Source organism: Streptomyces sp. NPDC008137, from assembly GCF_042957035.1.
Lineage (GTDB): Bacteria > Actinomycetota > Actinomycetes > Streptomycetales > Streptomycetaceae > Streptomyces.
Genome location: NZ_JBIBHN010000004.1, coordinates 227,754 through 249,340 on the forward strand (window position 1 = coordinate 227,754; position 21,587 = coordinate 249,340).

General features: G+C 72.0%; 14 protein-coding genes and 4 pseudogenes. 11 read left to right on the forward strand and 7 right to left on the reverse strand.

Features of this window, described 5'->3' with window-relative positions; all coding sequences use genetic code 11:
* The first annotated feature begins 180 nt into the window (after positions 1–180).
* Together ACFZBT_RS09160 and ACFZBT_RS09165 are read left to right on the forward strand one after the other, a co-directional pair.
* Entirely contained in the window at positions 181–948 is a 768-nt protein-coding gene (locus ACFZBT_RS09160) for a thermonuclease family protein (RefSeq protein ID WP_391100336.1), read from the forward strand.
* Between the two features lie 85 nt (positions 949–1,033).
* Positions 1,034–1,171: pseudogene (locus ACFZBT_RS09165) on the forward strand (aldehyde dehydrogenase family protein); the annotation flags it as partial.
* A 208-nt stretch (positions 1,172–1,379) separates the two neighbouring features.
* Here ACFZBT_RS09165 and ACFZBT_RS09170 read toward each other — a convergent pair.
* Positions 1,380–1,853, reverse strand: coding sequence for a winged helix-turn-helix transcriptional regulator (locus ACFZBT_RS09170; RefSeq protein ID WP_391100339.1), 474 nt, complete (start codon positions 1,851–1,853; stop codon positions 1,380–1,382).
* On the opposite strand from ACFZBT_RS09170, the gene ACFZBT_RS09175 reads away from it, so the two are divergent.
* Entirely contained in the window at positions 1,852–2,109 is a 258-nt protein-coding gene (locus ACFZBT_RS09175; protein ID WP_391100341.1) for an amidase family protein, read from the forward strand. The two genes, ACFZBT_RS09170 and ACFZBT_RS09175, sit on opposite strands and share 2 nt — an antisense overlap.
* Before the next feature lie 129 nt (positions 2,110–2,238).
* On the opposite strand, the gene ACFZBT_RS09180 is transcribed toward ACFZBT_RS09175, so the two are convergent.
* A complete protein-coding gene (locus tag ACFZBT_RS09180) occupies positions 2,239–3,669 on the reverse strand; it encodes an aspartate ammonia-lyase (protein WP_391100343.1) in 1,431 nt (476 codons plus the stop codon).
* 186 nt (positions 3,670–3,855) lie between these two features.
* On the opposite strand from ACFZBT_RS09180, the gene ACFZBT_RS09185 reads away from it, so the two are divergent.
* From ACFZBT_RS09185 to ACFZBT_RS09195, 3 genes are read left to right on the forward strand one after another with little or no spacing between them, the layout of a single operon-like run.
* Positions 3,856–5,118 carry a cation:dicarboxylate symporter family transporter gene (locus ACFZBT_RS09185; protein ID WP_391100346.1) on the forward strand — a complete coding sequence of 421 codons (1,263 nt, stop codon included), beginning with the start codon at positions 3,856–3,858 and terminating at the stop codon, positions 5,116–5,118.
* On the forward strand, positions 5,115–5,825 hold the full coding sequence (locus ACFZBT_RS09190; protein WP_391100348.1) for an amino acid racemase: 711 nt from the start codon (positions 5,115–5,117) through the stop codon (positions 5,823–5,825). Before ACFZBT_RS09185 ends, ACFZBT_RS09190 begins: the two co-directional genes overlap by 4 nt.
* Before the next feature lie 55 nt (positions 5,826–5,880).
* A complete protein-coding gene (locus ACFZBT_RS09195; protein ID WP_391100350.1) occupies positions 5,881–6,594 on the forward strand; it encodes an FCD domain-containing protein in 714 nt (237 codons plus the stop codon).
* Between the two features lie 34 nt (positions 6,595–6,628).
* On the opposite strand, the gene ACFZBT_RS09200 is transcribed toward ACFZBT_RS09195, so the two are convergent.
* Both ACFZBT_RS09200 and ACFZBT_RS09205 read right to left on the reverse strand, forming a co-directional pair.
* Entirely contained in the window at positions 6,629–7,042 is a 414-nt protein-coding gene (locus ACFZBT_RS09200) for a cytidine deaminase (RefSeq protein ID WP_391100353.1), read from the reverse strand.
* A gap of 39 nt (positions 7,043–7,081) precedes the next feature.
* Positions 7,082–7,813: pseudogene (locus tag ACFZBT_RS09205) on the reverse strand (nuclear transport factor 2 family protein); the annotation flags it as partial.
* Between the two features lie 9 nt (positions 7,814–7,822).
* Here ACFZBT_RS09205 and ACFZBT_RS09210 point away from each other — a divergent pair.
* Positions 7,823–8,155 carry a LysR family transcriptional regulator gene (locus tag ACFZBT_RS09210; protein WP_391100356.1) on the forward strand — a complete coding sequence of 111 codons (333 nt, stop codon included), beginning with the start codon at positions 7,823–7,825 and terminating at the stop codon, positions 8,153–8,155.
* On the opposite strand, the gene ACFZBT_RS09215 is transcribed toward ACFZBT_RS09210, so the two are convergent.
* The 3 genes from ACFZBT_RS09215 to ACFZBT_RS09225 form a co-directional block, all read right to left on the reverse strand.
* Entirely contained in the window at positions 8,109–8,642 is a 534-nt protein-coding gene (locus ACFZBT_RS09215; protein WP_391100359.1) for an AAA family ATPase, read from the reverse strand. The genes ACFZBT_RS09210 and ACFZBT_RS09215 overlap by 47 nt on opposite strands.
* Positions 8,643–8,903: 261 nt before the next feature.
* Positions 8,904–9,329 carry a hypothetical protein gene (locus ACFZBT_RS09220; protein WP_391100361.1) on the reverse strand — a complete coding sequence of 142 codons (426 nt, stop codon included), beginning with the start codon at positions 9,327–9,329 and terminating at the stop codon, positions 8,904–8,906.
* Between the two features lie 228 nt (positions 9,330–9,557).
* Positions 9,558–10,115, reverse strand: a complete 558-nt coding sequence (locus tag ACFZBT_RS09225; RefSeq protein ID WP_391100364.1) for a TetR/AcrR family transcriptional regulator — start codon at positions 10,113–10,115, stop codon at positions 9,558–9,560.
* Positions 10,116–10,207: 92 nt separating this feature from the next.
* Here ACFZBT_RS09225 and ACFZBT_RS09230 point away from each other — a divergent pair.
* From ACFZBT_RS09230 to ACFZBT_RS09245, 4 genes and pseudogenes are all read left to right on the forward strand, one after another.
* Positions 10,208–11,359: pseudogene (locus ACFZBT_RS09230) on the forward strand (FAD-dependent monooxygenase); the annotation flags it as partial.
* A 147-nt stretch (positions 11,360–11,506) separates the two neighbouring features.
* Positions 11,507–11,944: pseudogene (locus ACFZBT_RS09235) on the forward strand (DinB family protein); the annotation flags it as partial.
* Between the two features lie 82 nt (positions 11,945–12,026).
* Positions 12,027–20,069: an SDR family NAD(P)-dependent oxidoreductase gene (locus ACFZBT_RS09240; protein ID WP_391100366.1), complete on the forward strand. Its 8,043-nt coding sequence runs from the start codon at positions 12,027–12,029 to the stop codon at positions 20,067–20,069.
* On the forward strand, positions 20,066–21,559 hold the full coding sequence (locus tag ACFZBT_RS09245; protein WP_391100369.1) for a tryptophan 7-halogenase: 1,494 nt from the start codon (positions 20,066–20,068) through the stop codon (positions 21,557–21,559). Before ACFZBT_RS09240 ends, ACFZBT_RS09245 begins: the two co-directional genes overlap by 4 nt.
* Positions 21,560–21,587 lie beyond the last annotated feature (28 nt).

The window sequence follows — 21,587 nt, forward strand, 5'->3', positions numbered from 1 at the left end:
AGCCGGTCGCGGTTGAACGCCGAAGTAATTCCGGGGCGCCGGAGCTTGCGCGCATTGACATACGCAGTCACATGAGACCGGAACAAGACCATGATCGATCTCGGCTTCGTGGGCCCCAGTCGGCCTGCCAAAGATTACAGATTCCTGAGTGTTACCGACGGCGACACTCCGAATATCGCAATGGCGATTCGCATGGTGTCCATCGACACCCCGGAAAGCGAATTCGGCGGCGCCCCCGCCACCGCCCAGGCCGCTCTGGACCGCACCAAGGAGCGACTGCTGGACGGCACCTATGACGCACTGCCGCAAGACCTGCGTGACTATCTCGTCTCCCGGATCACTCCCGACGCAGCACAGCGGCATCAGGCAGCCGGCAAGGCGGCGGCCGAGGCCCACTCGGACATGGTGGCCACTCGTCTGGTCCGCCCCGACGGCTCCCAGCGCAAGCTGGCCGTGATCGCCACCGGCGAGCTCGTCGAGAGCAACGGACGCCTCCTCGCCTACACCGCGCCCTGGTTCAGCGGCGGTTCGTCCGACCCCCTGCCGCCACGTGACGACCCGCGCCGGCGGACGTTCAACCTGGACATGGTGGCTCTCGGCTGGGCTGCGACCTTCCTCATCTACCCCTCCATCCCGCCCACCGGCGACCTGAACCTCCTGCTTGAGGAGGCGGAGTCGGCGTGGACCCAGCAGCTCGGTGTCTGGGCCCAGTTCGGACAGGACCTCCTGCTGGGATACGAATACCGGGCCTGCATCAAGCTCGGTGCCCGTGAGGTGAACGATCCGGCCAAGACCATCGGCCAGGCTTACCAGCGGGTGTGCGTGGACCTGCGAACCCTGACCGAGGTCGGCCTGTACGGCTACCACCAGGTGCCACCCCAGCACCGGCTGTGGATCTGGGAGGACGATCTCGAGCAGGCACGCGAGGACCTGCCGATCACGCTCTGACGATCTGCCGCGTGTCGGCCTGTGACAGCCGGCCGGGGATTCACTCCGTCGGGACGGTGTCCGGCAGGCCGAGTGCGGTGGAGACATGGCGCCATACGGAGGTGAGCGCCGGGTGTTCGGCCCGGTCGTCACCGTCCAGCCCCTCAGCGACGAGTCCGAGGCCTTCCGCCTGGCCAACGGCGTGCCCCAGGGGCTCGCGGCCGGCGTCTGGACTCGCGACCACGACCGGGCCATGCGGGCGAGCCGCGCGCTGCGGACCGGCATCGTCTGGGTCGACACCCACCGGCACGACGGTCTCGGAGATGCCGCACGGCGGCGTACGCCATTCCGGGTACGGCAGCGACCTCTCGCTCACCGGTCTGCTCGACTACACGCAGGTCAAGCACGTGATGCTGTGAACGGCATCCGATGTATCGCCGGCGGGTGGAACGTCAGCCGGGCAGCCACGGCGCGAGCATCCCGCCCCGCTTCAGAGATCCGAGGACCATCGACACATCCACGGACGCCGCCTCGTCCAGCCACGGAGAGCGGGTCACGAAGTCGTGGAGGGCGGCCTCGTCCGGAAAGGCGGTCAGGGTGAGCAGTTGACGTTCGCCGGTGACGAAGCTGACGTACCGGACGTGCGGGGAGCCGGAGAGCGCCGCCGCCACCCTGTCGACCCCCGCCGGGACGGCACGCACCCACAGCACGGCCTCCACCGGCAGTCCGAGCAGCACCGGTTCCGTCACGGCCCGGACGCGGACGCGCCCCTCCCGGCGCAGGGCGCCCAGCCGGCGTCGGGCGGTGGCCTCGGACACGCCGGAGACCCGGGCCAGTTCGTCGTAGGTGCACCGCCCGTCCTCGGCCAGGATGTTCACCAAGAGGCGGTCGGGGCGAGCGAGTCCGGCGCCTTCGAACGCGGGCATGAGGTCTGCCGACGCGGCGGCGGTTCTGGTGGGCGTGCCCTGGGCCAGTGACTGGATGCGCTCGGCCTACCTGATCACCATGACCGGCTGCCCGGCCCTGTCGGTCCCGGCCGGCTTCACCCCGGCCGGGCTGCCGGTCGGGCTCCAGGTGGTGGGGCCGCACCGGGGGGACGCGGCCGTGCTGAGGGCGGGACACGCCTTCGAGCAGGCGACGCGGGTGGGGGAACGGCGGCCCCCCTCAGCGGCAAGCTGCTGACCGGGAGTCGTGCGGCCCGGAACTCCTCGTCCTGCGCGGCGGGGTGAGGAGTCTGCAGCTGCTGGTGATACCCGTGGCCGCCCGGTGCTCGGGGTCACGTCGGGATGGGTGGCGAGCCGGACCTGATTCCTACGCGGGCAGTACGGCCCGAGCGTCCGGCACGGGCGCCTGCCCGGTGAGGTTCTCCGGGCGCAGGATCGTTTCCAGCTCCTCGGCGGTGAGCAGACCCGCTTCCGCGGCCAGATCCTTGATGCCACGGCCCGTGGCGAGGGCCTGGCGGGCCAGCGTGGTGGCGGCGGCGTAGCCCACGTGCGGGGCGAGGGCGGTCACGAGGCCGATGGAGCGGTGGACCGTGTCGCGGAGGTGCTCGCGATTGGCGGTGATGCCGGGGACGCAGCGAACGGCGAGCGTGTCGCAGGCGGCGCGCAGCTGGGTCAGGGAGCGCAGCAGGCTGTAGGCGATGACGAGTTCGAACGCGTTGAGCTGGAGCTGTCCGGCTTCCGCGGCCATGGTGACGGTCAGGTCGTTGCCGATGACCTCGAAGGCGACCTGGTTGACGACCTCGGGGATCACCGGGTTGACCTTGCCGGGCATGATGGAGGAACCGGCTTGCACCGGCGGCAGGTTGATCTCGCCGAGCCCGGCGGTGGGGCCGGAGGACATCAGGCGCAGGTCGTTGCACGTCTTGGAGAGCTTTACCGCGACGCGCTTGAGGACACCGGAGAGCTGGACGAAGGCACCGCAGTCCTGGGTGGCTTCGATGAAGTCGCCCGCGGGCCGGACGGGTTCGCCGCTGATCTCCGCGAGGTACGCGCGGGCGAGTCCGGCGTAGCGGGGGTGGCCGTTGATGCCGGTGCCGATCGCGGTGCCGCCGAGGTGGGACTCCAGCAGCAGGGTGGCGGCCTCGGTGAGCCGCCGGCGGTCCTCCTCGATCATGACGGCGTAGGTGGTGAACTCCTGGCCCAGCGTCATGGGAACCGCGTCCTGGAGCTGGGTGCGGCCCATCTTCAGTACGTCGCCGAAGTCCGTCGCCTTGTCGGTGAAGGCCGTGGCCAGCGCCCCCAGGGAGTCGCCGAGCCGACGCAGTGAGGCGACCAGGGCCAGACGTACGGCGGTGGGATAGACGTCGTTGGTGCTCTGTCCGACGTTGACGTGGTCGAGTGGGTGGATCACGTCGTAGCGGCCGCGCGGGTGGCCGAGGATCTCCAGGGCGCGGTTGGCGATGACCTCGTTGGCGTTCATGTTCGTCGACGTGCCGGCCCCGCCCTGGACGGGGTCGACGACGAACTGCTCGTGCAACCGTCCGGCGCGGATCTCGTCGCACGCGCCGATGATCGCCCCGGCGATGTCCGGCGGCAGCAGACCGAGATCACGGTTGGCCTGCGCGGCGGCTTGTTTGACGGCGGCCAGCGCGGCGATCAGGTCGGGGAACCGGGCGATGGTCGAGCCGGTGATCGCGAAGTTCTCCACGGCCCGCACGGTGTGTACGCCGTAGTAGGCGCCGGCGGGGACCTCCTTGTCTCCCACCAGGTCGTGCTCGATGCGTGTGCTCCGCGCCATCTGATGCTCCTCGTCCGTGCGGGCCCCTTGACAGGCCCCCGCTTCCGGCCTCAGTGTTACCCGCCAACACGCAGAACGCAATATATTGCATATGGCAGGAGTCCCATGGGCACCGATCACCCCCGTCCCACCAGCACAGACACCCCACCGGCCCGGCGCGCAGGGTTCTGGCGGCGCTGCCGGAACATGCCGATCGGAATCCAGTCGATCATCGCCGTCGGCCTCGGAGCCCTGATCGGATCTCTCACCCCCTCGGCCGGCGAGCAGCTGAAGATCCTCGGGGAGGTGTTCCTGAACCTGGTGCAGGTCGTGGTCCTGCCGCTGGTCTTCCCGCTCATCGTGCTGGGCATCGCCCGCATGGAGTCGGTCAAGAAGGTCGGCCGGATCGCCGGAAAGGCCATCCTCTACTTCGAGATCGTCACCACGGTCATCCTGCTGATCGCGGTGGGCCTGGCGAAGTTCACGGGCATCGGCAAGGGCGCCCCGGTCGAAGGGGCCGATGCCAAGGACCTGGACGGCATGAGCCAGGGCATCGACTTCCACGAACTGGTCCTGCACGCCTTCCCGAAGAACATCTTCGCCGCGTTCGGTGAAGGCAATCTGCTCGGCGCGATCGTCTTCGCCCTGCTCGTGGGCGTCGCCATGGCCGCGATCGGGGAGAAGTCCGAGCCTTTCGCCGCCGTCCTGGAGTCCGTCGCCTCGGTGATGTTCAGAGTCGTCGGCTACGTCATCCGCATCGCGCCCATGGGCGTGCTCGGCTTCATCTCCTACGACGTCGCCCACTACGGCTTCGGCAACCTGCGCAGCCTGCTGGGCTTCATCGCCGTGGTCTACGCCGGACTGGCCATCGTCATCGGCGTGCTGTTCCCGCTCATCGCCGCGTTCTACCGCATCCGCTACGTCGAACTGATGAAGTCGATCGCCGGGCTGGCCGGAATCGCCTTCGTCACCCGCAGCTCCGAATCGGTGCTGGCCCCGCTGATGGGCAGGCTCGAGGCGTTCGGCCTCAGCCGGTCGACGACCTCGTTCGTCGTCCCTCTCGGGTACTCCTTCAACACCGACGGCTCGGTCCTGTACCAGGCCGCCGCCCTGGTCTTCCTCGCCAACGCCTACGGCGCCGACACCTCGCTGCCCGCCCTGCTCCTCATGGTCGGCGTGCTGGTGATCCTCTCCAAGGGCATGGCCGGTGTCGCCTCCGCCTCCATCGTCGTACTCATCGCCGCCGGCAACTCCATCGGCCTGCCCGCCGAAGGCATCGCCCTGCTCCTGGGCGTCGACTTCATCGTCGACATGGCCCGCACCGGCGTGAACGTCATCGGCAACTCACTCGCCGCCGCCGTCGTCGACAGCTCCGAGAAACGGCGCGAGGCCAAACGCGGTGCCGACGACCTCCCCCGCACCCCGGCCGGGACCGAGGCCACGAACCTCCAGAAGGAACCCGTCCGGTGACCGCCTCCCCCTCGGAGATCATCGGCATCCTCGGCGGCATGGGCCCGGCCGCCACCGCCGACTTCTACGCCAAGCTGGTGTCGATGACCCCGGGCAGCAGCGACCAGGACCACCTCAGGACAGTCATCTGGTCAGACCCCACCATCCCCGACCGCACCGCGGCCCTGATCGGGGACGGCCCAGACCCGACACCGTGGCTCCTCCACGGCGGGCGTGTCCTGCGCGAGGCGGGCGCCACCGTCATCGCCATCCCCTGCAACACCGCCCACGCTTTCGTCCCCCGCATCGCCGGCCATGTGGGCCTGCCCATCGTCCACATGATCGGCGAGGTCGCACGGCACCTGTCCGCCCTACGGCCCCCTGTGCACACCGCCGGGCTGCTCGCCACGACCGGAACCGTCCGTGCGGGCCTCTATCAGGAGTGGCTGGACCGCTTCGGCATCAGCCTCGTGCTGCCCGGCCCCGACAGCCAGCGGGACGAGGTCATGGCCGCCATCCACGCGGTGAAGGCCGGCCGGCACGACACCACGGCGACCGAGCCGCTGACGCGTGCCGCGCGCGGACTCACGGCCCAGGGGGCGCAAGTGATCATCGCGGGCTGCACGGAGATCCCGCTCGGGCTGTCCTCCGGAACGGTCGAGGTCCCCCTCGTCGACCCGGCCGTCGTCCTGGCTCAGGCCCTGGTCCGCCGGATACGCACGGCATGAGGAGGAGGGTGGGTGATCGGGAAGGCCGCGCGGCGACCGATGTACTGTACGCAATATGTCACTCGACAGCCCTGTCTCCCGCCGTCTCCTCAGCGACGAGGTCTTCCACCGTCTGCGCGACTCCATCGTGCGCGGCGAACTCGCCCCCGGGGAAAAGGTCAAGGACGGCGAACTCGCCGAGCGTCTCGGCCTCAGCCGCACCCCGGTGCGCGAGGCGCTCGCCCGGCTCGCGGACATCGGTCTGGTCGAGTCCAAACCCGGCGTCTACACACGGATCACCACCCTCAACCGCCGCGACGTGGAGAAGACCCTCGCCGTCCTGCGCTCCCTCGACCAGCTCGCCATCGAGACGGCCGTGCCGGTGATGACCGAGCAGGACCGGGAGCGCATGCGCGAGGCCAACCGGGACTTCGAACGGGCCGTCGCCGCCAACGACACCGACGCCGCCCTGGCAGCCGACGACCGCTTCCACGCCGTCCCCATCACGGCGGCGGACAACCCCGTTCTCAGCCGGATCGTCGAGCGGCTCCACCCGCAGATCCACCGCATCCTCTACCGCAAGTTCTCCACGCTCCTCGGGGGCCGCAACACCATCGAGCACCACGACCAGCTCATCGACGTCTGTGCGGGAGGCGACGCCCGGGCCGCCGCCGAACTCTCCGGACAGCACTGGTCGGAGCTCGGCGGCCACATCAACCGGCTCTTCGACACCAACCAGTTCAAGGAAACCGCGCCCGCCGTCGAGTACAGGGCAACCGGAATCCGCTGATGGACCATCCCGGGTGGGCCCGCCGAACGGCGGTCTACTCGGTGTCGTCCAGGTGGTCGGCCCAGACATAGCTTTCGGGGAGCAGGTCGGTGATACGGACGGTTCGGAGGCGGTCGCCCTCGCCGACGACGACCCTGATGGCGGGGAAGTAGTCGAGAAGGACCTGACGGCACCGGCCGCACGGCGGGACGACCCCCCGGTCGCGGTCCCCCACGGCGACGATCGTGTCCAGGTCGTGGATCCCCTGGGTGGCTGCCGCGCCGATGAGGGCCAGCTCGGCGCACGGGCCTCCGGTGAAGTGGTAGACGTTCACCGCCGTGACGATCCGCCCGTCCTGAGCGCGGGCCGCGGCCGCCATGGTGTGCTGGTCGCCGCGGCAGCGGGTGCGGGCGATGTGCGCCGCCGCCTCGATGAGTTCGTGGTCGACGTGGTGCGTCTGCGTGGTCATCGTCTCCGCTTTCGTGAGGTCCGCTTCCGCGAAGGATCCTCACGAGTGTCGGTGATAGGCCTTGTTGGCGATGCGCCAGCCCTCGTCGGCACGGACCAGAAGGAAGATGTCGGTGAAGAGGTCGGTGCCGTGGCGCAGCGTCATGGTGGCGGTCGCGACCGTGCCGTGGACGTCGACGGCGTCGATACGGCGGGAGCGGGCCGGTTCGTCCGGGGCCGGCCGGCCCGGGAAGAGAGCGCAGTACTCGTCCAGGCGCCAGGAGACGAACACCCCGTCCCGGATTCCCTCGATGTGCGCGGTCGGCAGGAAGGCAGCACGGAAGTGGGCGGGCTCGCCGGTGGCGTGCCCGCTCATGTAGGCGTGCAGCGGTTCCAGCACGGCGTCCGGCACGGCGGGGGCGGTGGCGGCAACGGCGGTGTCAGCCTCAGGGTCGGCAGCGGTGTCGGCCAGGTCGGCCGCGCAGCGCAGCGCAGCGCAGCGGAATGTTCGACGCGGCGGCCAGCAGAGCCATGTCCTTGGCCAGCGCACCGATCGTGAACTCGGCCGTGCCGACGGCTGTTTCACCGTCGAGGAAGGGTCTCTTGGCGGTCACGAGCCCGCCGAGCCGACCGAGTTCGAGGACGTCCAGCACTTGGGCGCGGGGCAGGCCGAGGGCGTCGGCCTGCCGCAGCGCGTCGCGCAGCGCGAGGACGGCCCCGGCGAGGCTGTTGTTGGCGATCAGCTTGAGCGCGCGGCGGCGGTGCAGGCGTCGTCCACGCGTAGCGCGGTGCCCGAACCATCGTGACCGTGTGCCGCCTGGGTTCGCTGTCGGCCGCTGCCGCCGAGCTGAATCACACGCAGTCGGCCGTCTCCGGGCAGATCGCCGGACTGGAGCGGCAGCTCGGCGTGCCGCTGATGGAACGTCATGCGCGCGACATCACCACGGTCGACCTCGTCGACCCTCCGGCCCGGGGCATCTACACGATCACCCCGCGCCGCGACCCGCACCCCTGTGCGGCGCCCCTGCTCGACCATCTCGCCACGGCGTTCACCTCGATCCGCTCAGGAGCGGGTCAAGCCGCACCGCTCAGCGGTCCAGTGCGGGAAGGCGGTCCAGGCCGGTCTCGCGCATGATGCGGTCGACGGTCTCGTGCAGGGCGCTGCCGGCGCCGATGACGGTCTCGCTCCCGCCCGGCAGCAGATCGAGCGGCCGGTGCCAGTCGCGCAGTTGTACCTCACTGACCTCGTCGGCGATCGGTTTGCCGGCGTGCCGGGCGAGGGTCTCGGCGAACGGAACGTCCAGGTAGTAGCCGTGGGTCGGGCCGCGGTGGTCGGCGCGCAGCCGGGCGAGCATGTCGCCGTAGCGGTCGGCGTAGAGGATGCCTTCGACCACGACGTGGAATCCGGCGTCCAGCGCGTAGCGGGCCGTCAGGTCGATCAGGCCGATGTTCGCGGCGCCGGGCCGGTCCCGCTCACGCAGGACGATACGGCGGAGGTTGTCCTGGCCGACCAGGGCCAGCCCGCGGCCGAACATCTCGCGGAGCGCGGCCGCGACGGACGACTTGCCCGAGGCGCTGTTGCCGCGCAGGACGACCAGCCGGGTCTCTTCGGTGCCCACCATCACGGCGGTCACGTTACCGACGGCGCCGGTCAGCGGAGACTTGTCGCCGGGTCCGCCACGGGATACGCCACGAACGTGCTGCTGACGCGGCAGCCGCTGGTCGTCGAAGCCGTGGTGGCCAACCGCGACGCCGAGACCGAGGTCTTCGGCGCCCTCGACACACCGCCCTGCTGATCTTGTATCTGCTGAGGGGCCCGCGGGGTGTCACAGGGAGGGCGGGAAGCGCGAGTGAGGTCCCGCCCGGGGGCGCGTCGGTCCGAGTCAGGAGCCGTAGTAGGGATTCACCGCGATGTATCCCGTCTCGCACTCGTCGGCTGTTCCGGGCGCGCTGCGGCACAGGGTCATCGTGAGGCTTCTGACGCCGCTCGGGTCGGTGGCGGCGATGTTCTGGAAGTCGGCGGTCGTGCCGCAGCCGCCGGTGTTGTGGTGGTCGCTCACAGGGCGGGCCGCGCCGGATCCCGTCTGGACGGTGAGGGTGGCGTGGACGGACCGGTCGTCGCAGGTCTGGTCGGCGACGGCGAGGGCACCGTTGTGGAAGGAGTCGCGGTCGGCCCAGGTCAGCTGAACGCGGGTCCGGTCTCCCCAGCTGGTGGTGATGTCGCCAGTGGTGGTGTCCGCCCAGCCCTGGCCGGCGGTCCCCAGCGTGAGCGCGGTCGTGGCGGCGACGACGAAACCTGCACGGCGCATAGAGGTGCCTCCTCCGGCGGAGCGGCGAGCTGTTCTTCCGCATATGTCGTGTCAATCCTCGACCGCTCCCGGCAGTCACCTCTCGCGAAGCGCCGCCAAAAGCGTGAGCGGCTCGGGTGCTGTGCGTGCCGTCGGTGGGCGGGGCGCGGCGAGTGCGGGTGTGGGTGTGGGTGTGGGTGAGTCGTAGGCGAAGATCGGCGTCGCCGTCTCGTAGCCGTACGCGGCGCTTCATCGCAGCGTCGCCATCACCAGTCCGCGGATCTCCCGTTCCGACACGCTTCCGCCGCTCACGAGGCGGTCGAAGACCAGTCCGTCCACGCAGGTCAGCAGCGTCACCGTACGGTCCTCGGAGTCCGGGAGGCCTTGCGCGGTGAGGAAGTCCTGTACGACCTGTCGCCCCGCGTTCTCGCGTGCCACGAGGATCTCCCGCAACTCGGGGTGGCGCACGCTCTCGAGGGCGCACGCGTAGCGCGCGAGGGAACGCCGCCGTCCCTCCCCCGTGAGCCGCCGCTCCACGAAGCCGGCGATCCCGGCCACCAGTTCCTCGGCGTGCCTCGGCACCGGTGTCCGCTCCCCGATCTCCTGGAGTTCGGCCTGATCGAGGGCGACCAGGCGCCGGACCAGTGCGGTGAGCAGTGCCTGGCGGGTGCGGTAGTAGGCGGACGTGGTGCCGGGCGGCAGGTTCGCCGTCCGGTCCACGGCGCGGTGGGTCAGTCCTCGTATCCCGCTCTCGGCGAGCACGGCGATGGCCGCGTCGGCGAGGAGGGTGCGTCGGTCGGTGGACACCCCCTAGTTCTACACCTGTAGAGGGTCGGAGCAATGTCGGCGTACACTCCTTCTACATCTGTAGAAGAACGGTGAGCGGGGGCGGACCGGGCATGCGCGGCAGTGCGGTGGTGGTCGGTGCGGGGATCGGCGGTCTGGCCGCCGCGATCGGCCTGCGCCGGATCGGCTGGGACGTGACGGTCGTCGAACGCGCTCGCGTCCTGGCCGACGCGGGAGCGGGCATCTCCCTGCACGCCAACGGCATCCGCGCCCTGGACGTCCTCGGCGTCGGCGGAGCGGTACGCGCGGCCGCCCGGCCCCAGTACACCGGGGGCACCCGCACCCCCGACGGCAGATGGCTGATGCGCATGGACGGGGCCGTGCTCGAACGCGAGCTGGGCACGCCGATCGTCGGCATCCCCCGGGCCGTACTGCACCGCCTGCTGCGTGCGGCGCTGCCGCCCTCGTCCATGGTCATCGGATCCGAGGTCTCGGCCGTCGACCGCTCAAGCCCCGGCCGGGTCCGTGTGCCGGTCACCGACGGCGTCCTGGACGCCGACCTGGTCGTGGCCGCCGACGGTGTGAACAGCCGGCTGCGGGCGCAGGTGTTCCCGGGCATGCCCGGCCCCGTCCACAGCGGATCGACGGTCCTGCGTGCCATCACCGAGCATCCGGTGTCGTTGCGCACCGACTTCGAACTGACCTGGGGGAAGGGGGCCGAGTTCGGCCACATCGCCTTCCCCGACGGCCGGGCCGAGTGGCACGCCGTGCTCAACTCGCCGCCGGGCATACGGCATCCGGACGCCCTCGCGGTGCTGCGCCGGCGCTTCGGCGACTGGCACGATCCGATCCCCGCGCTGCTCGACGCCACCCGGCCGGACGCCGTCCTGCACCACGACATCCACGAACTGGCAACGCCTCTGCCCACGTTCGTCGAAGGCCGGGTGGTGCTCCTCGGCGACGCCGCCCACGCCATGACCCCCAACCTCGGGCAGGGCGCCTGCCAGGCACTGGAGGACGCGGCCACCCTGGCCGCCGCCCTCGCCACCGAGCCCACGGTCGATTCGGCACTGGCCCGGTACGACGCCGAGCGCCGCCCGCGCAGCCAGTCCGTGGCCCACGCCGCCCGTCAGGCCGGCCGGATGGGCCAGCGCCTCACGCACCCCTTGGCCGTCGCCCTGCGCAACACGGCCCTCCGCCTGGTCCCCTCCCGCGCGTCCGTCCACGCCATCCTGCGCCACGCCGACTGGACACCGCCGAGCCTGGAACGCCCCGGGCCGGTCGTCGACGATGCTCTCCCGGGGCCTTCGAGAAAGGTCGCGCGGCCTATCGTTGCGGGCATGGTCTTCGAGTCAACGACAGAGCCCGCCGTGTTCCACGCGGCGTTCCGCGACCAGTTCGAGGTCTTCCTCGATGAGCATCGATCCGCGCTGCACGACAGTCTCGACGGGCTGACCGAGGAGCAGGCACGCCGGTCGCTGGTCCCGTCCAAGACCACCCTGCTCGGCCTGGTCAAGCACGCCACGTTCGTCGAGAAGGTCTGGTTCGACGAGGCGATCACCTGCCGGTCACGTAGTGAGATCGGCATTCCCGACTCGCCCGACGAGTCGTTCGACCTCCACGACGACGACACGGTCGCCTCGATCCAGGATGCCCACCGGCAGGCGTGCGCGGCGTCCCGCCGGGCCACGGAGAAGCTGACGCTGGACGACCTGCTCCACGGCAACCGCCGGGGCCCGCTGCCCCTGCGCTGGATCTACCTCCACACACTGCGCGAGCTGGCCCAGCACTGCGGCCACGCCGAGATCCTTCGCGAGCAGATCCTCGGCGACACGACGCGCCCCAGCTGATCCGGGGCGCCGACCGGGGCACCGCTCCCAGGTCCCGTATGGTCAACATCGTTGCCACGTGGGGGACTTGGGAGGCGGAGACATGGGGCGTGACGAGCTGATCCGGCCGGTGCCGGAGCTGTTGCGGCAGCACGCCGAGGTGGCTCCGCGGCGGATCGCCTACTCCGACTCCGCGCGCAGCGTCACCTACGCCGAGCTGGAGCGCCGCACCCGCTCGCTGGCCTCGTACCTGAAAGCCCGGACAGCTCTGCGCGACGGCGACCGCGTCGCGATCTGCCTCGGCAACCGCGTGGAGGCGGTGGAGAGTTGCCTCGCCGTGCTGCGCGCGGGGATGGTCGGGGTGCCGCTCGACCCGCGGTCCTCCGACGCCGAGCTGGCCCACTTCCTCCGGGACAGCGGTGCCGGGTTCGTCATCACCGATGCCGCGCGTCTCGCACAACTGCGCCGCCTGGGACCGCCGTACGACCGCCTGGGTGTCCTGGTCACCGGGACCGGCCCGGTCCCGGAGGGCGGCGAGCTGTTCCGGAGCGCGGTCGAGAGTGACACGTCCGCGGAGATCGATCTGCTCGGGCTCGACGATCCGGCCTGGATGCTCTACACCTCGGGCACCACACACCGGCCCAAGGGCGTGCTGTCCACGCAGCGGGCCGCGTTGTGGTCCGTGGCCGCCTGCTACGCCCCGATCTTCGGCCTCTCGCCCGACGACCGGCTGTTCTGGCCGCTTCCGCTGTTCCACAGCTTCAGCCACTCCCTGGCGATCCTGGGCGTGACCGCTGTGGGCGCGAGCGCACGGATCGCGGGTGAACCACTGCCGCCGGGCGGCCTGCGGCAGGAGCTGCTCACGGCGCACGAGGGTCTCGGCGGGCCCTTCACCATGCTGGCCGGTGTGCCGACGACGTATCAGCGACTGGTCGGCTCGGCGGGCGAACTCCCCGAGGCGCCACGGGTGTGCGTCGTGGCCGGCGCCCCGAGCGGACCCGCTCTGCGCGCGGCCGTGGAGGAGAGCCTCGGGGCGCCGCTGCTCGACGCGTACGGCAGTACCGAGACCTGCGGCATGATCGCGGTGAACCGCCCCGACGGGCCCAGGGCCGACGGTTCCTGCGGTGCCCCCGTCCCGGGCATGGACGTACGCCTGGTCGACCCGCGCAGCGGCGAGGACGTCCCGGACGGGGCCGAGGGCGAGGTCTGGGTGCGAGGGCCGGGCCTGATGACCGGGTACCACGGGCAGCCCGAGGCGACGGCCGCCGCGCTGCGGGACGGCTGGTACCGCACCGGCGACCTCGGCCGCCGCATCGAGCACGGCCGTCTCCGGCTCACCGGCCGGGTCAGCGAGTTGATCATCCGCGGTGGCGAGAACATCCACCCCACGGAGATCGAGCGGGCCTTGTCACACTGTCCGGGCGTGTCCGAGGCCGTCGTCGTGGGTGTGCCGCACGACGTGCTCGGCGAGGTGCCGGTCGCCTTCGTCGTACCGGGTCCGGAGGGGATCGACGCACGGCGGGTGCTCGCCGACTGCCGGACCCTGCTGGCCGACTACAAGGTTCCGGCCGAGATCCACGAGATCGCCGAGGTCCCGCGCACCGCGTCCGGCAAGATCGCCCGGCACGCGCTGGCCGTCCCGGCTCCGCCCGCGGCCGATACGGCCCCCACCGCCCTGCGCGAGCGGCTCCTGCCCCTCTCGCCCGAGGACCAGGAACGCGCGCTCCGCGAAACGGTGCTCACCGAGACGGCCGAGGCCTGCCGGTACACGCTGGGCGATCCGCCCGACGCGGACAGCCCTTTCACCGATCTCGGCATGACATCCGTCGGCGCCGTCGAGCTGGTGGACCGGCTCGGTGAGCTGACCGGCCTGAGTCTGCCGTCGACGCTGGTCTTCGACCACCCGACACCGGCCGGGGTCGCCCGCTACCTGCGTGTGGCGCTGTTCGAGGGCGAGCCCGGCGATGAGCCGCGTACGCCCGTGACAGAGGGCCGGTCCCCCGACGACGATCCCGTGGTGATCGTCGCCATGGGCTGCAGGTATCCCGGTGACGTCAACTCACCCGACGAACTGTGGGAGTTGGTGACGCGGGGGCGGGACGCCATCTCGGAATTCCCGACCGACCGCGGCTGGGACCTGGATGCCTTGTACGACCCGGATCCCGACCGGATCGGCACGTCGTACACGCGACACGGCGGTTTCCTGCACCGGGCGGCGGAGTTCGACGCCAGGCTGTTCGGGATCTCGCCGCGCGAGGCGCTCGCGATGGATCCGCAGCAGCGGCTGCTGCTGGAGACGTCCTGGGAGGTGTGGGAGCGGGCCGGCATCGATCCGGCCTCGGTGCGTGAGAGCGACACCGGCGTGTTCGTGGGCGTGATGTACGGCGACTACTCCGCCCGCTTCAGCCGCTCCCACGAGTTGGAGGCACACCTGGGGCTGGGCTCGGCGGGCAGCGTGGCCTCCGGGCGGATCTCGTACGTCTACGGTCTGCGCGGTCCCGCGATCACGGTCGACACCGCGTGCTCGTCCTCGCTGGTGGCGCTGCACCAGGCGGCGCGGGCGCTGCGCTCGGGCGAATGCTCGATGGCGCTGGCCGGCGGGGTCACGCTGATGGCGACGCCCAAGCCGTTCCTCGCCTTCAGCCGGCAGCGCGGGCTGTCGCCGGACGGGCGCTGCAAGTCGTTCTCGGCGGCGGCCGACGGCACGGCCTGGGGCGAGGGCGTCGGCCTCGTCCTGCTGGAGCGGCTGTCCGACGCGCGCCGCAACGGCCATCCGGTCCTGGCCGTGCTCCGCGGCTCTGCCGTGAACTCCGACGGCGCCTCCAACGGGCTCGCCGCGCCCCACGGGCCGGCGCAGCGGCGGCTGATCATCCAGGCTCTCGCGGACGCGGGACTGCGCGCCGGCGACGTGGACGCGGTGGAGGCCCACGGCACCGGCACCAGGCTGGGCGATCCCATCGAGGCACAGGCCCTGCTGGCCACGTACGGACAGGGCCGCGAGCAGCCGCTGTGGCTCGGCTCGGTCAAGTCCAACCTCGGGCACACACAGGCGGCGGCCGGAGTCGCCGGCGTCATCAAGATGGTGCAGGCCCTGCGGCACGGCGAACTGCCCCGGACGCTGCACTGCGACTCGCCTTCGCCGCATGTCGACTGGTCCGCCGGACGCGTGGAGTTGCTGACCCACGCCCGGCCCTGGCCCGCTGCGGACCGGCCGCGGCGTGCGGGGGTGTCGGCCTTCGGGATCGGCGGGACCAACGCGCATGTGATCCTGGAGGAGGCGCCGGAGAGGGAACCCACGGGCTCACCGGGAGCAGGGACGGCGCCGCCCCTGCCGCGGCCGCTGTCCGCCGCCGTTCCGTGGTTGCTCTCGGCCGCCGACGAACCCGCCCTGCGCGCCCAGGCCGGCCGGCTCGCGGCCGAAGTGGCGAACCGGCCCGGCCTGTCGACCGTCGATGTCGCCTGCTCGCTGGCGGTGTCGCGCTCCGCCCTCCCCCATCGTGCGTTCGTGCCGACCGGTGACCCGACCCGGACGCTGGACGCGCTTAACGCGTTCGCGCGGGGCCGGGACGCACCGGGAGTGGTAAGGGGACTGGCGGACCCGGAGATCCGTACGGCCTTCCTGTTCACCGGGCAAGGCGCCCAGCGCCCCCGGATGGGTGCCGAACTGCGCGCCGCCTTCCCCGTCTTCGCCGACGCCTTCGACGAGGTCTGCCGGCACCTGGACGACCGTCTCCCCCGGCCGCTCAGCGCGGTGCTGTCCGCCGAGGCGGGCTCACCGGAGGCGGCGCTCGTGGACCGTACGGACTTCGCCCAGGCCGGACTGTTCGCCTTCGAGGTGGCACTGTTCCGGCTGCTCGGGTCGTGGGGCGTGCGAGCCGACCGCCTGGTGGGCCACTCCGTCGGCGAGCTGGCGGCCGCCCATGTCGCCGGGGTGCTCGATCTGCCCGGCGCCGCGAGGCTCGTCGCCGCTCGCGGCCGCCTGATGCAGGCACTGCCCGACGGCGGCGCGATGGTGGCGCTGGACGCGACCGAGGAAGAAGCCGTGGCATCGCTCGCGGAGTTCGGGGCGCGGGTGGCCGTCGCGTCGGTCAACGGGCCCCGTTCCGTGGTGATCTCGGGCGCGCGGGACGCGGTACTCGCCGTCGCGGCCGCCTTCGAGGCGCGTGGCCGCAGGGCCGTACGGCTGCGGGTGAGTCACGCCTTCCACTCGCCCCTGGTCGAGCCCATGCTCGACGAGTTCCTCGACGTCGCACGCGAGTTGAGCTTCCAGCCGCCGCGTATCCCGATCGTCTCCACCGTGACGGGCCGGCCGGCCGATCCCGCGGAACTGTGCTCGCCCGAGTACTGGGCCCGGCACGCCCGGCTGCCCGTGCGCTTCGCCGACGCCGTGCGCGGGCTCGCGGACGACGGGATCTCCGCCTGCCTGGAAGTCGGCCCCGGACCCGTCCTCACCGCGGCGGCCACCGACTGTCTGTCCGAGGCGCTCACGACCGGCTCCTCCGTTCTCGCCGCGGCGACACGAAGCGGTACGGGCGAGCCGGAAACGCTGCTGTCGGCCGTGGCCAGGCTGCATGTGGCCGGCGTCGCTGTCGACTGGGCGGCGGTGTACGCGGGTTCCGGTGCGCGCCGCGTGGATCTGCCGACGTACGCCTTCCGGCGGCAGCGGTACTGGCTGAACGCGCCGCGCCCGGCGGCGGCCGACGACGGGGCGGCTCTGCTGAGCCCCGCGTTCCCGGTGCCGGACACCGGGCGGACCGTGCTGACCGGGCTGTTGTCCCTCGCGACCCACCCATGGCTGGCGGATCATGTCGTCGCCGGGAGGGTCGTCGTGCCGGCGACGGTGTTCGTGGAGATGGCCGTACGGGCGGGGGACGAGGTGGGCTGCGGCACGGTCGACGAACTCGTGCTGCTGTCGCCGCTCGCGCTGCCCGGTTCCGCCGGGGTGCGGATCCAGGTCGTGGTGGGCGCGCGAGACGACTCGGGATCGCGCACGGTCGACATACACTCCCGGCCGGAGGAGTCCGGCGAGGAAGCGTCGTGGACCAGGAATGTCACGGGACGGCTGGGCCGGGGCCGCGCCGCGCGGGACGAGCTGACGCGGTGGCCGCCCCAGGGCGCCGAGGCGGTGGACCTCACCGGCGCGTACGCCGCCGTCGCCGACGCCGGGCTCGTCTACGGGCCCGCTTTCCAGGGGGTCGGCGCGCTCTGGCGGCGTGGCGACGACGTCTTCGCGGAGGTCGGGCTGCCCGCGCAGCACACCGCGGAAGCGGACCGCTTCGGGCTCCACCCGGCGCTGTTCGACGCCGCGTCGCACGCGCCGCTGCTGGCCGCGTCCACCAGCACGGGCCCGGTCCGAGTGCCGTTCGCCTGGAGCGGCGTGAGCCTGCACGCCTCGGGAGCCACGGAGCTACGGGTCAGGGTGACACCGACGAGCCCGGACACGGTCTCCCTGACCCTGGCGGACCCGTCCGGCCGAGTCGTGGCACACGTGGATGCGCTGACCACCAGGGAACTCCCGCCCGACCAGGCCGGCATGGCGGACGACACGGCCGCCGACGTCGTACGAAGGGCTCTGCTGCGTCCCGGGTGGGCCACAGTCGACGTCTCCGGCGACACCGACGGGCACACCTGGGCGGTACGCGGGCCCGACGAGCTGAACCTCGCCGGGTTCCTGCCCGGTGCCGTGGACGCCGAATTCGTCGCGGTCACCGCCATCGCCCGTGCCGCCGGCAGCAATCCTCTCTCCGCCGTACACGAGCTGACCGGCCGCGTGCTCAAGGCGCTCCAGGACTGGCAGGACGATCCGGGTACGGCGGGTTCCCGGCTGGTGGTGGTGACGCGGGATGCCACCGGGCCGGTGCCGGACCTGGCGGGTGCGACGGTCTGGGGGCTGGTGCGTGCGGCGCAGTCGGAGCTGCCCGGTCGTGTGGTCCTGGTGGATACGGACGGGCGGCCCGAATCGCTGCGGACGCTGCCGTCGGCGGTCGCCACCGGTGAGACGCAACTCCGGTTGTGGGAGGGGCAGGTGACGGTTCCGCGACTGGCCGCGGCCGGTGCCGCCTCCGGCGAGGCGCCTCCCTTCGACGCGGACGGCACGGTTTTGATCACCGGAGGCACCGGCGCGCTCGGCGCGGAACTGGCGCGTCACCTGGTGGCCGAGTACGGCGTACGCCATCTGCTGCTGACCGGGCGCCGTGGGCCACAGGCACCCGGGGCCCGGGAACTGCGCACCGAACTGGCGGAGTTGGGAGCGCGGGTCGCCCTCGTCGCCTGCGACGCGGCCGACCGTGCCGCCCTGGCCGAGGTGGTCGGGCGCTGCGAGCCGCCGCTGACCGCGGTCGTGCACGCCGCCGGGGTCCTCGACGACGGCGTGCTGGACTCGCTGACCCCTGAGCGGATGGCTGCCGTGCTGCGGCCGAAGGCCGACGCGGCCTGGCATCTGCACGAACTGACCCGGGGCATGGACCTTTCGGCGTTCGTCGTGTTCTCCTCCGTCTCCGGTCTGCTGGGCCGGGCGGGCCAGGGCAACTACGCGGCCGCGAACGCCTTCCTGGACGCCCTCGTCCGGCGCCGCGCCGCCGAGGGGCTCCCGGGGGTGTCGCTGGCGTGGGGCCCGTGGGAGCACGCCGAGGGCATGGCGGCGGGGCAGCACCCACAGCACCACCCGCACCCACAGCACCCACACGACGTGCTGCTGCCGCTGTCGACACAGCAGGGCTTGGCCCTCTTCGACGCCGCGCTGCGTTCGACGGAGCCGGTGCTGGCGCCGATCCTGCTGGACCGGGCGGCGCTTCGGTCGGGGGTGGGGCAGCTGCCGCCGCCGTTGCGCGGGCTCGTCCGCCGGAACCGGCCGGCCGTCGCGAAGGCGCCCTCCGGGTCTTCCGGGCATGCCGGGTCCTCCGGCTCCTCCGGGCCCTCCGAGCAGATGCTGGAGCCGGGAGCCTGGCGGAAGCGGCTGGCCCTCGTACCCCCGGGTGAGCGGGAGGCGGCGCTCGTGGAGCTGCTGCGGGCCGACGTGGCCGCCGTGCTCGGCTATCCGCACGCCGACGCGCTCCCGGCCGGCAAGTCCCTCGCCGACCTGGGGTTCGACTCCCTCACCGCCGTGCAGATCCGAAACCGGCTCAGCATCGCGCTGAAGCTCCGGGTGTCGGCCGCGGTCGTGTTCGAGCACCGTACGGCCGAGGATCTGGCACGCCATCTGCTCGGCCTGCTGGACGGCGAACCGGCGGCGGCGACGGCCACCGAGACCACGGGGCCCGAGCGACAGGCGTACACCCTCTCCTCCCTGTTCCGGACGGTCAGCACCGCCGGCCGGCCGGTGGCGGCGATGCACCTGCTCGTCACCGCGTCCTGGGCGCTGCCCACCTTCCCGGCCGCGCAGGGCCGCGAGCACGCGCTGCCCCCGATCCGCCGCTCCCACGGCCGGTCCGGCTCCGGCTCCGGCCCCGGGAGGCCGACGGTCGTCTACTTCCCGGCCTACCATCCCTCGCTCGCGTCGGGCGGCGGAGACTTCCCCCGGTTCCACCGCGCGCTCCAGGACGAGCTGGGCGTTCTGGAGTTCCCGCACCCCGGGATCGGCGCCGGCGCCGCCGTACCGGAGGACCGGGCCGCGCTGGCGCGTACGCAGGCCGAGAACGTGCTGCGGCACGTCGGGGACGAACCCTTCGTGCTCGTAGGACGCTCGGCGGGCGGCAATGTGGCCCATCTGGTGGCCCACCGGCTGGAAACCATGGGCCGGGCACCGACCGGTCTGGTGCTGCTGGACACGTACCACATCACGCCGCGGAACAGCGGCGAGGACTGGCTGCTGTCCCTGGGCGCCCCACCGCCGCAGGACACCGAACAGCCCCTCTTCACCGAGGACGACGACAGGGCCCTGGCGGCGGTCGGTGCCTACAACCGGATCTTCCTCGACTGGGACCCGGAGCCGGTCGCCACGCCCACGCTGCTGGTGCGCGCGCTGCGACCCACGCCCGCCATGGCGGCCTCCGCCGACACGGACCACTGGCGGACGTCCTGGCCGGCGGCACACGAGGTCGCGGACGTCCCCGGCGACCATCTGACGATGATGCGGGAGCACGCGGAGACCACCGCGGCGACGGTCCGCACCTGGATCGACGGGCGCGCGACGAAGGGAGACCAGTGAGTCAGGCCCATCCTCCGCAGGACTTCGACGTCATCGTGGTGGGTGGCGGCCCTGCCGGGTCCACCGTCTCGGCGGCCGTCGCCCTGCACGGCCATCGCGTGCTCCTGCTCGAGAAGGAGACCTTCCCTCGGTATCAGATCGGCGAGTCCCTGCTCCCCTCCACCGTGCACGGCGTGTGCCAAATCCTCGGTGTCGAGGACGAGATGGCGCGGGCGGGCTTCAAGCCGAAGCGCGGCGGCACGTTCCGCTGGGGCCGCAACCGGGACCCCTGGCAGTTCTCCTTCGCACTGTCGCCGCGGCTGGCCGACCCGACCTCGTTCGCCTACCAGGTCGAGCGGTCCCGGTTCGACGCGATCCTCCTGGACAACGCCCGCCGGGTCGGGGTCGACGTACGGGAGGGCTGCCGTGTGACCGGCGTACTCGACGACGAGGAGCGGGTCCGCGGGGTGCGCTGGACCGGCCCCGACGGCGAGATCCGCGAGGCCGGTGCCCGGTACGTCGTGGACGCCTCCGGCAACGGCAGCAGGATCCACCCGCACGTCGGCGGAAAGCGGATCCACTCCGACTTCTTCCGCAACATCGCGGTGTTCGGCTACTTCGCCGGCGGCGCGCGGCTCCCGGCGCCGAACGACGGCAACATCTTCTGCGCCGCCTTCGACGAGGGCTGGATCTGGTACATCCCGCTCCGGGACGACCTGACCAGCGTCGGTGCCGTGGTCGCCCGCGAGAACGCCGAGGCCGTCCAGGGGGACCCGGCGGCCGCCTGGCGCCGGCTGATCGACGCCTGCCCGGAGATACGCGACCTCCTCGACGGCGTCCCGCAGGCCACGGAGGCGCCCTACGACCAGGTCCGCGTCCGCAAGGACTGGTCGTACTGGAAGTCACGGCTGTGGCGGCCCGGCATGGCACTCGTCGGAGACGCGGCGTGCTTCGTCGACCCGGTGCTCTCCAGCGGGGTGCATCTCGCGACCTACGGCGGACTGCTCGCCGCCCGGTCCCTCAACGGCTGCCTCGCCGGAACCCTGGACGAGGGCCGGTTGTTCGCCGAGTTCGACGCCCGCTACCGGCACGAGTACGGCCTGTTCCACGAGTTCCTGGTCTCCTTCTACGACATGCACCAGGACGAGCGGTCGTACTTCTGGAAGGCGCGCAAGGTCACCAGTATCGGCACGACGGAACTGGAGGCGTTCGTCGAGCTGGTGGGCGGTCTGGCGTCCGGCGACGCGTCGCTCACCGGGGCCGGACCGGCCGGCGAGCGGCTGACGGCGGCAGCCGGCGACTTCGAGCGAGCCGTGCGCCGCCTTCCCGACGCCGACGACCTGCGCAATCCGCTCTACGAGTCCGAGACCTTCCGGCAGGTGTTCCAGGAAGGGACCGTCCTCCAGGAACGCGGGTTGTTCGGCGGCCCGCTGGAGGACGAGGTACCGCTGCGGCCGGGCGGACTGGTCGCGTCGGAGGACGGGCTGTCCTGGGTCGCCCCTGAGCGGTAGGACTGTGCATGAATAGCGGTCAACTGCC

Coding starts and splice junctions, on each gene's coding strand:
- ACFZBT_RS09160 (WP_391100336.1), top strand. CDS start 181: ATGGCGATTCGCATGGTGTCCATCGACACCCCGGAAAGCGAATTCGGC.
- ACFZBT_RS09175 (WP_391100341.1), top strand. CDS start 1,852: ATGAGGTCTGCCGACGCGGCGGCGGTTCTGGTGGGCGTGCCCTGGGCC.
- ACFZBT_RS09170 (WP_391100339.1), bottom strand. CDS start 1,853: ATGCCCGCGTTCGAAGGCGCCGGACTCGCTCGCCCCGACCGCCTCTTG.
- ACFZBT_RS09180 (WP_391100343.1), bottom strand. CDS start 3,669: ATGGCGCGGAGCACACGCATCGAGCACGACCTGGTGGGAGACAAGGAG.
- ACFZBT_RS09185 (WP_391100346.1), top strand. CDS start 3,856: ATGCCGATCGGAATCCAGTCGATCATCGCCGTCGGCCTCGGAGCCCTG.
- ACFZBT_RS09195 (WP_391100350.1), top strand. CDS start 5,881: ATGTCACTCGACAGCCCTGTCTCCCGCCGTCTCCTCAGCGACGAGGTC.
- ACFZBT_RS09200 (WP_391100353.1), bottom strand. CDS start 7,042: ATGACCACGCAGACGCACCACGTCGACCACGAACTCATCGAGGCGGCG.
- ACFZBT_RS09215 (WP_391100359.1), bottom strand. CDS start 8,642: ATGGTGGGCACCGAAGAGACCCGGCTGGTCGTCCTGCGCGGCAACAGC.
- ACFZBT_RS09220 (WP_391100361.1), bottom strand. CDS start 9,329: ATGCGCCGTGCAGGTTTCGTCGTCGCCGCCACGACCGCGCTCACGCTG.
- ACFZBT_RS09240 (WP_391100366.1), top strand. CDS start 12,027: ATGGGGCGTGACGAGCTGATCCGGCCGGTGCCGGAGCTGTTGCGGCAG.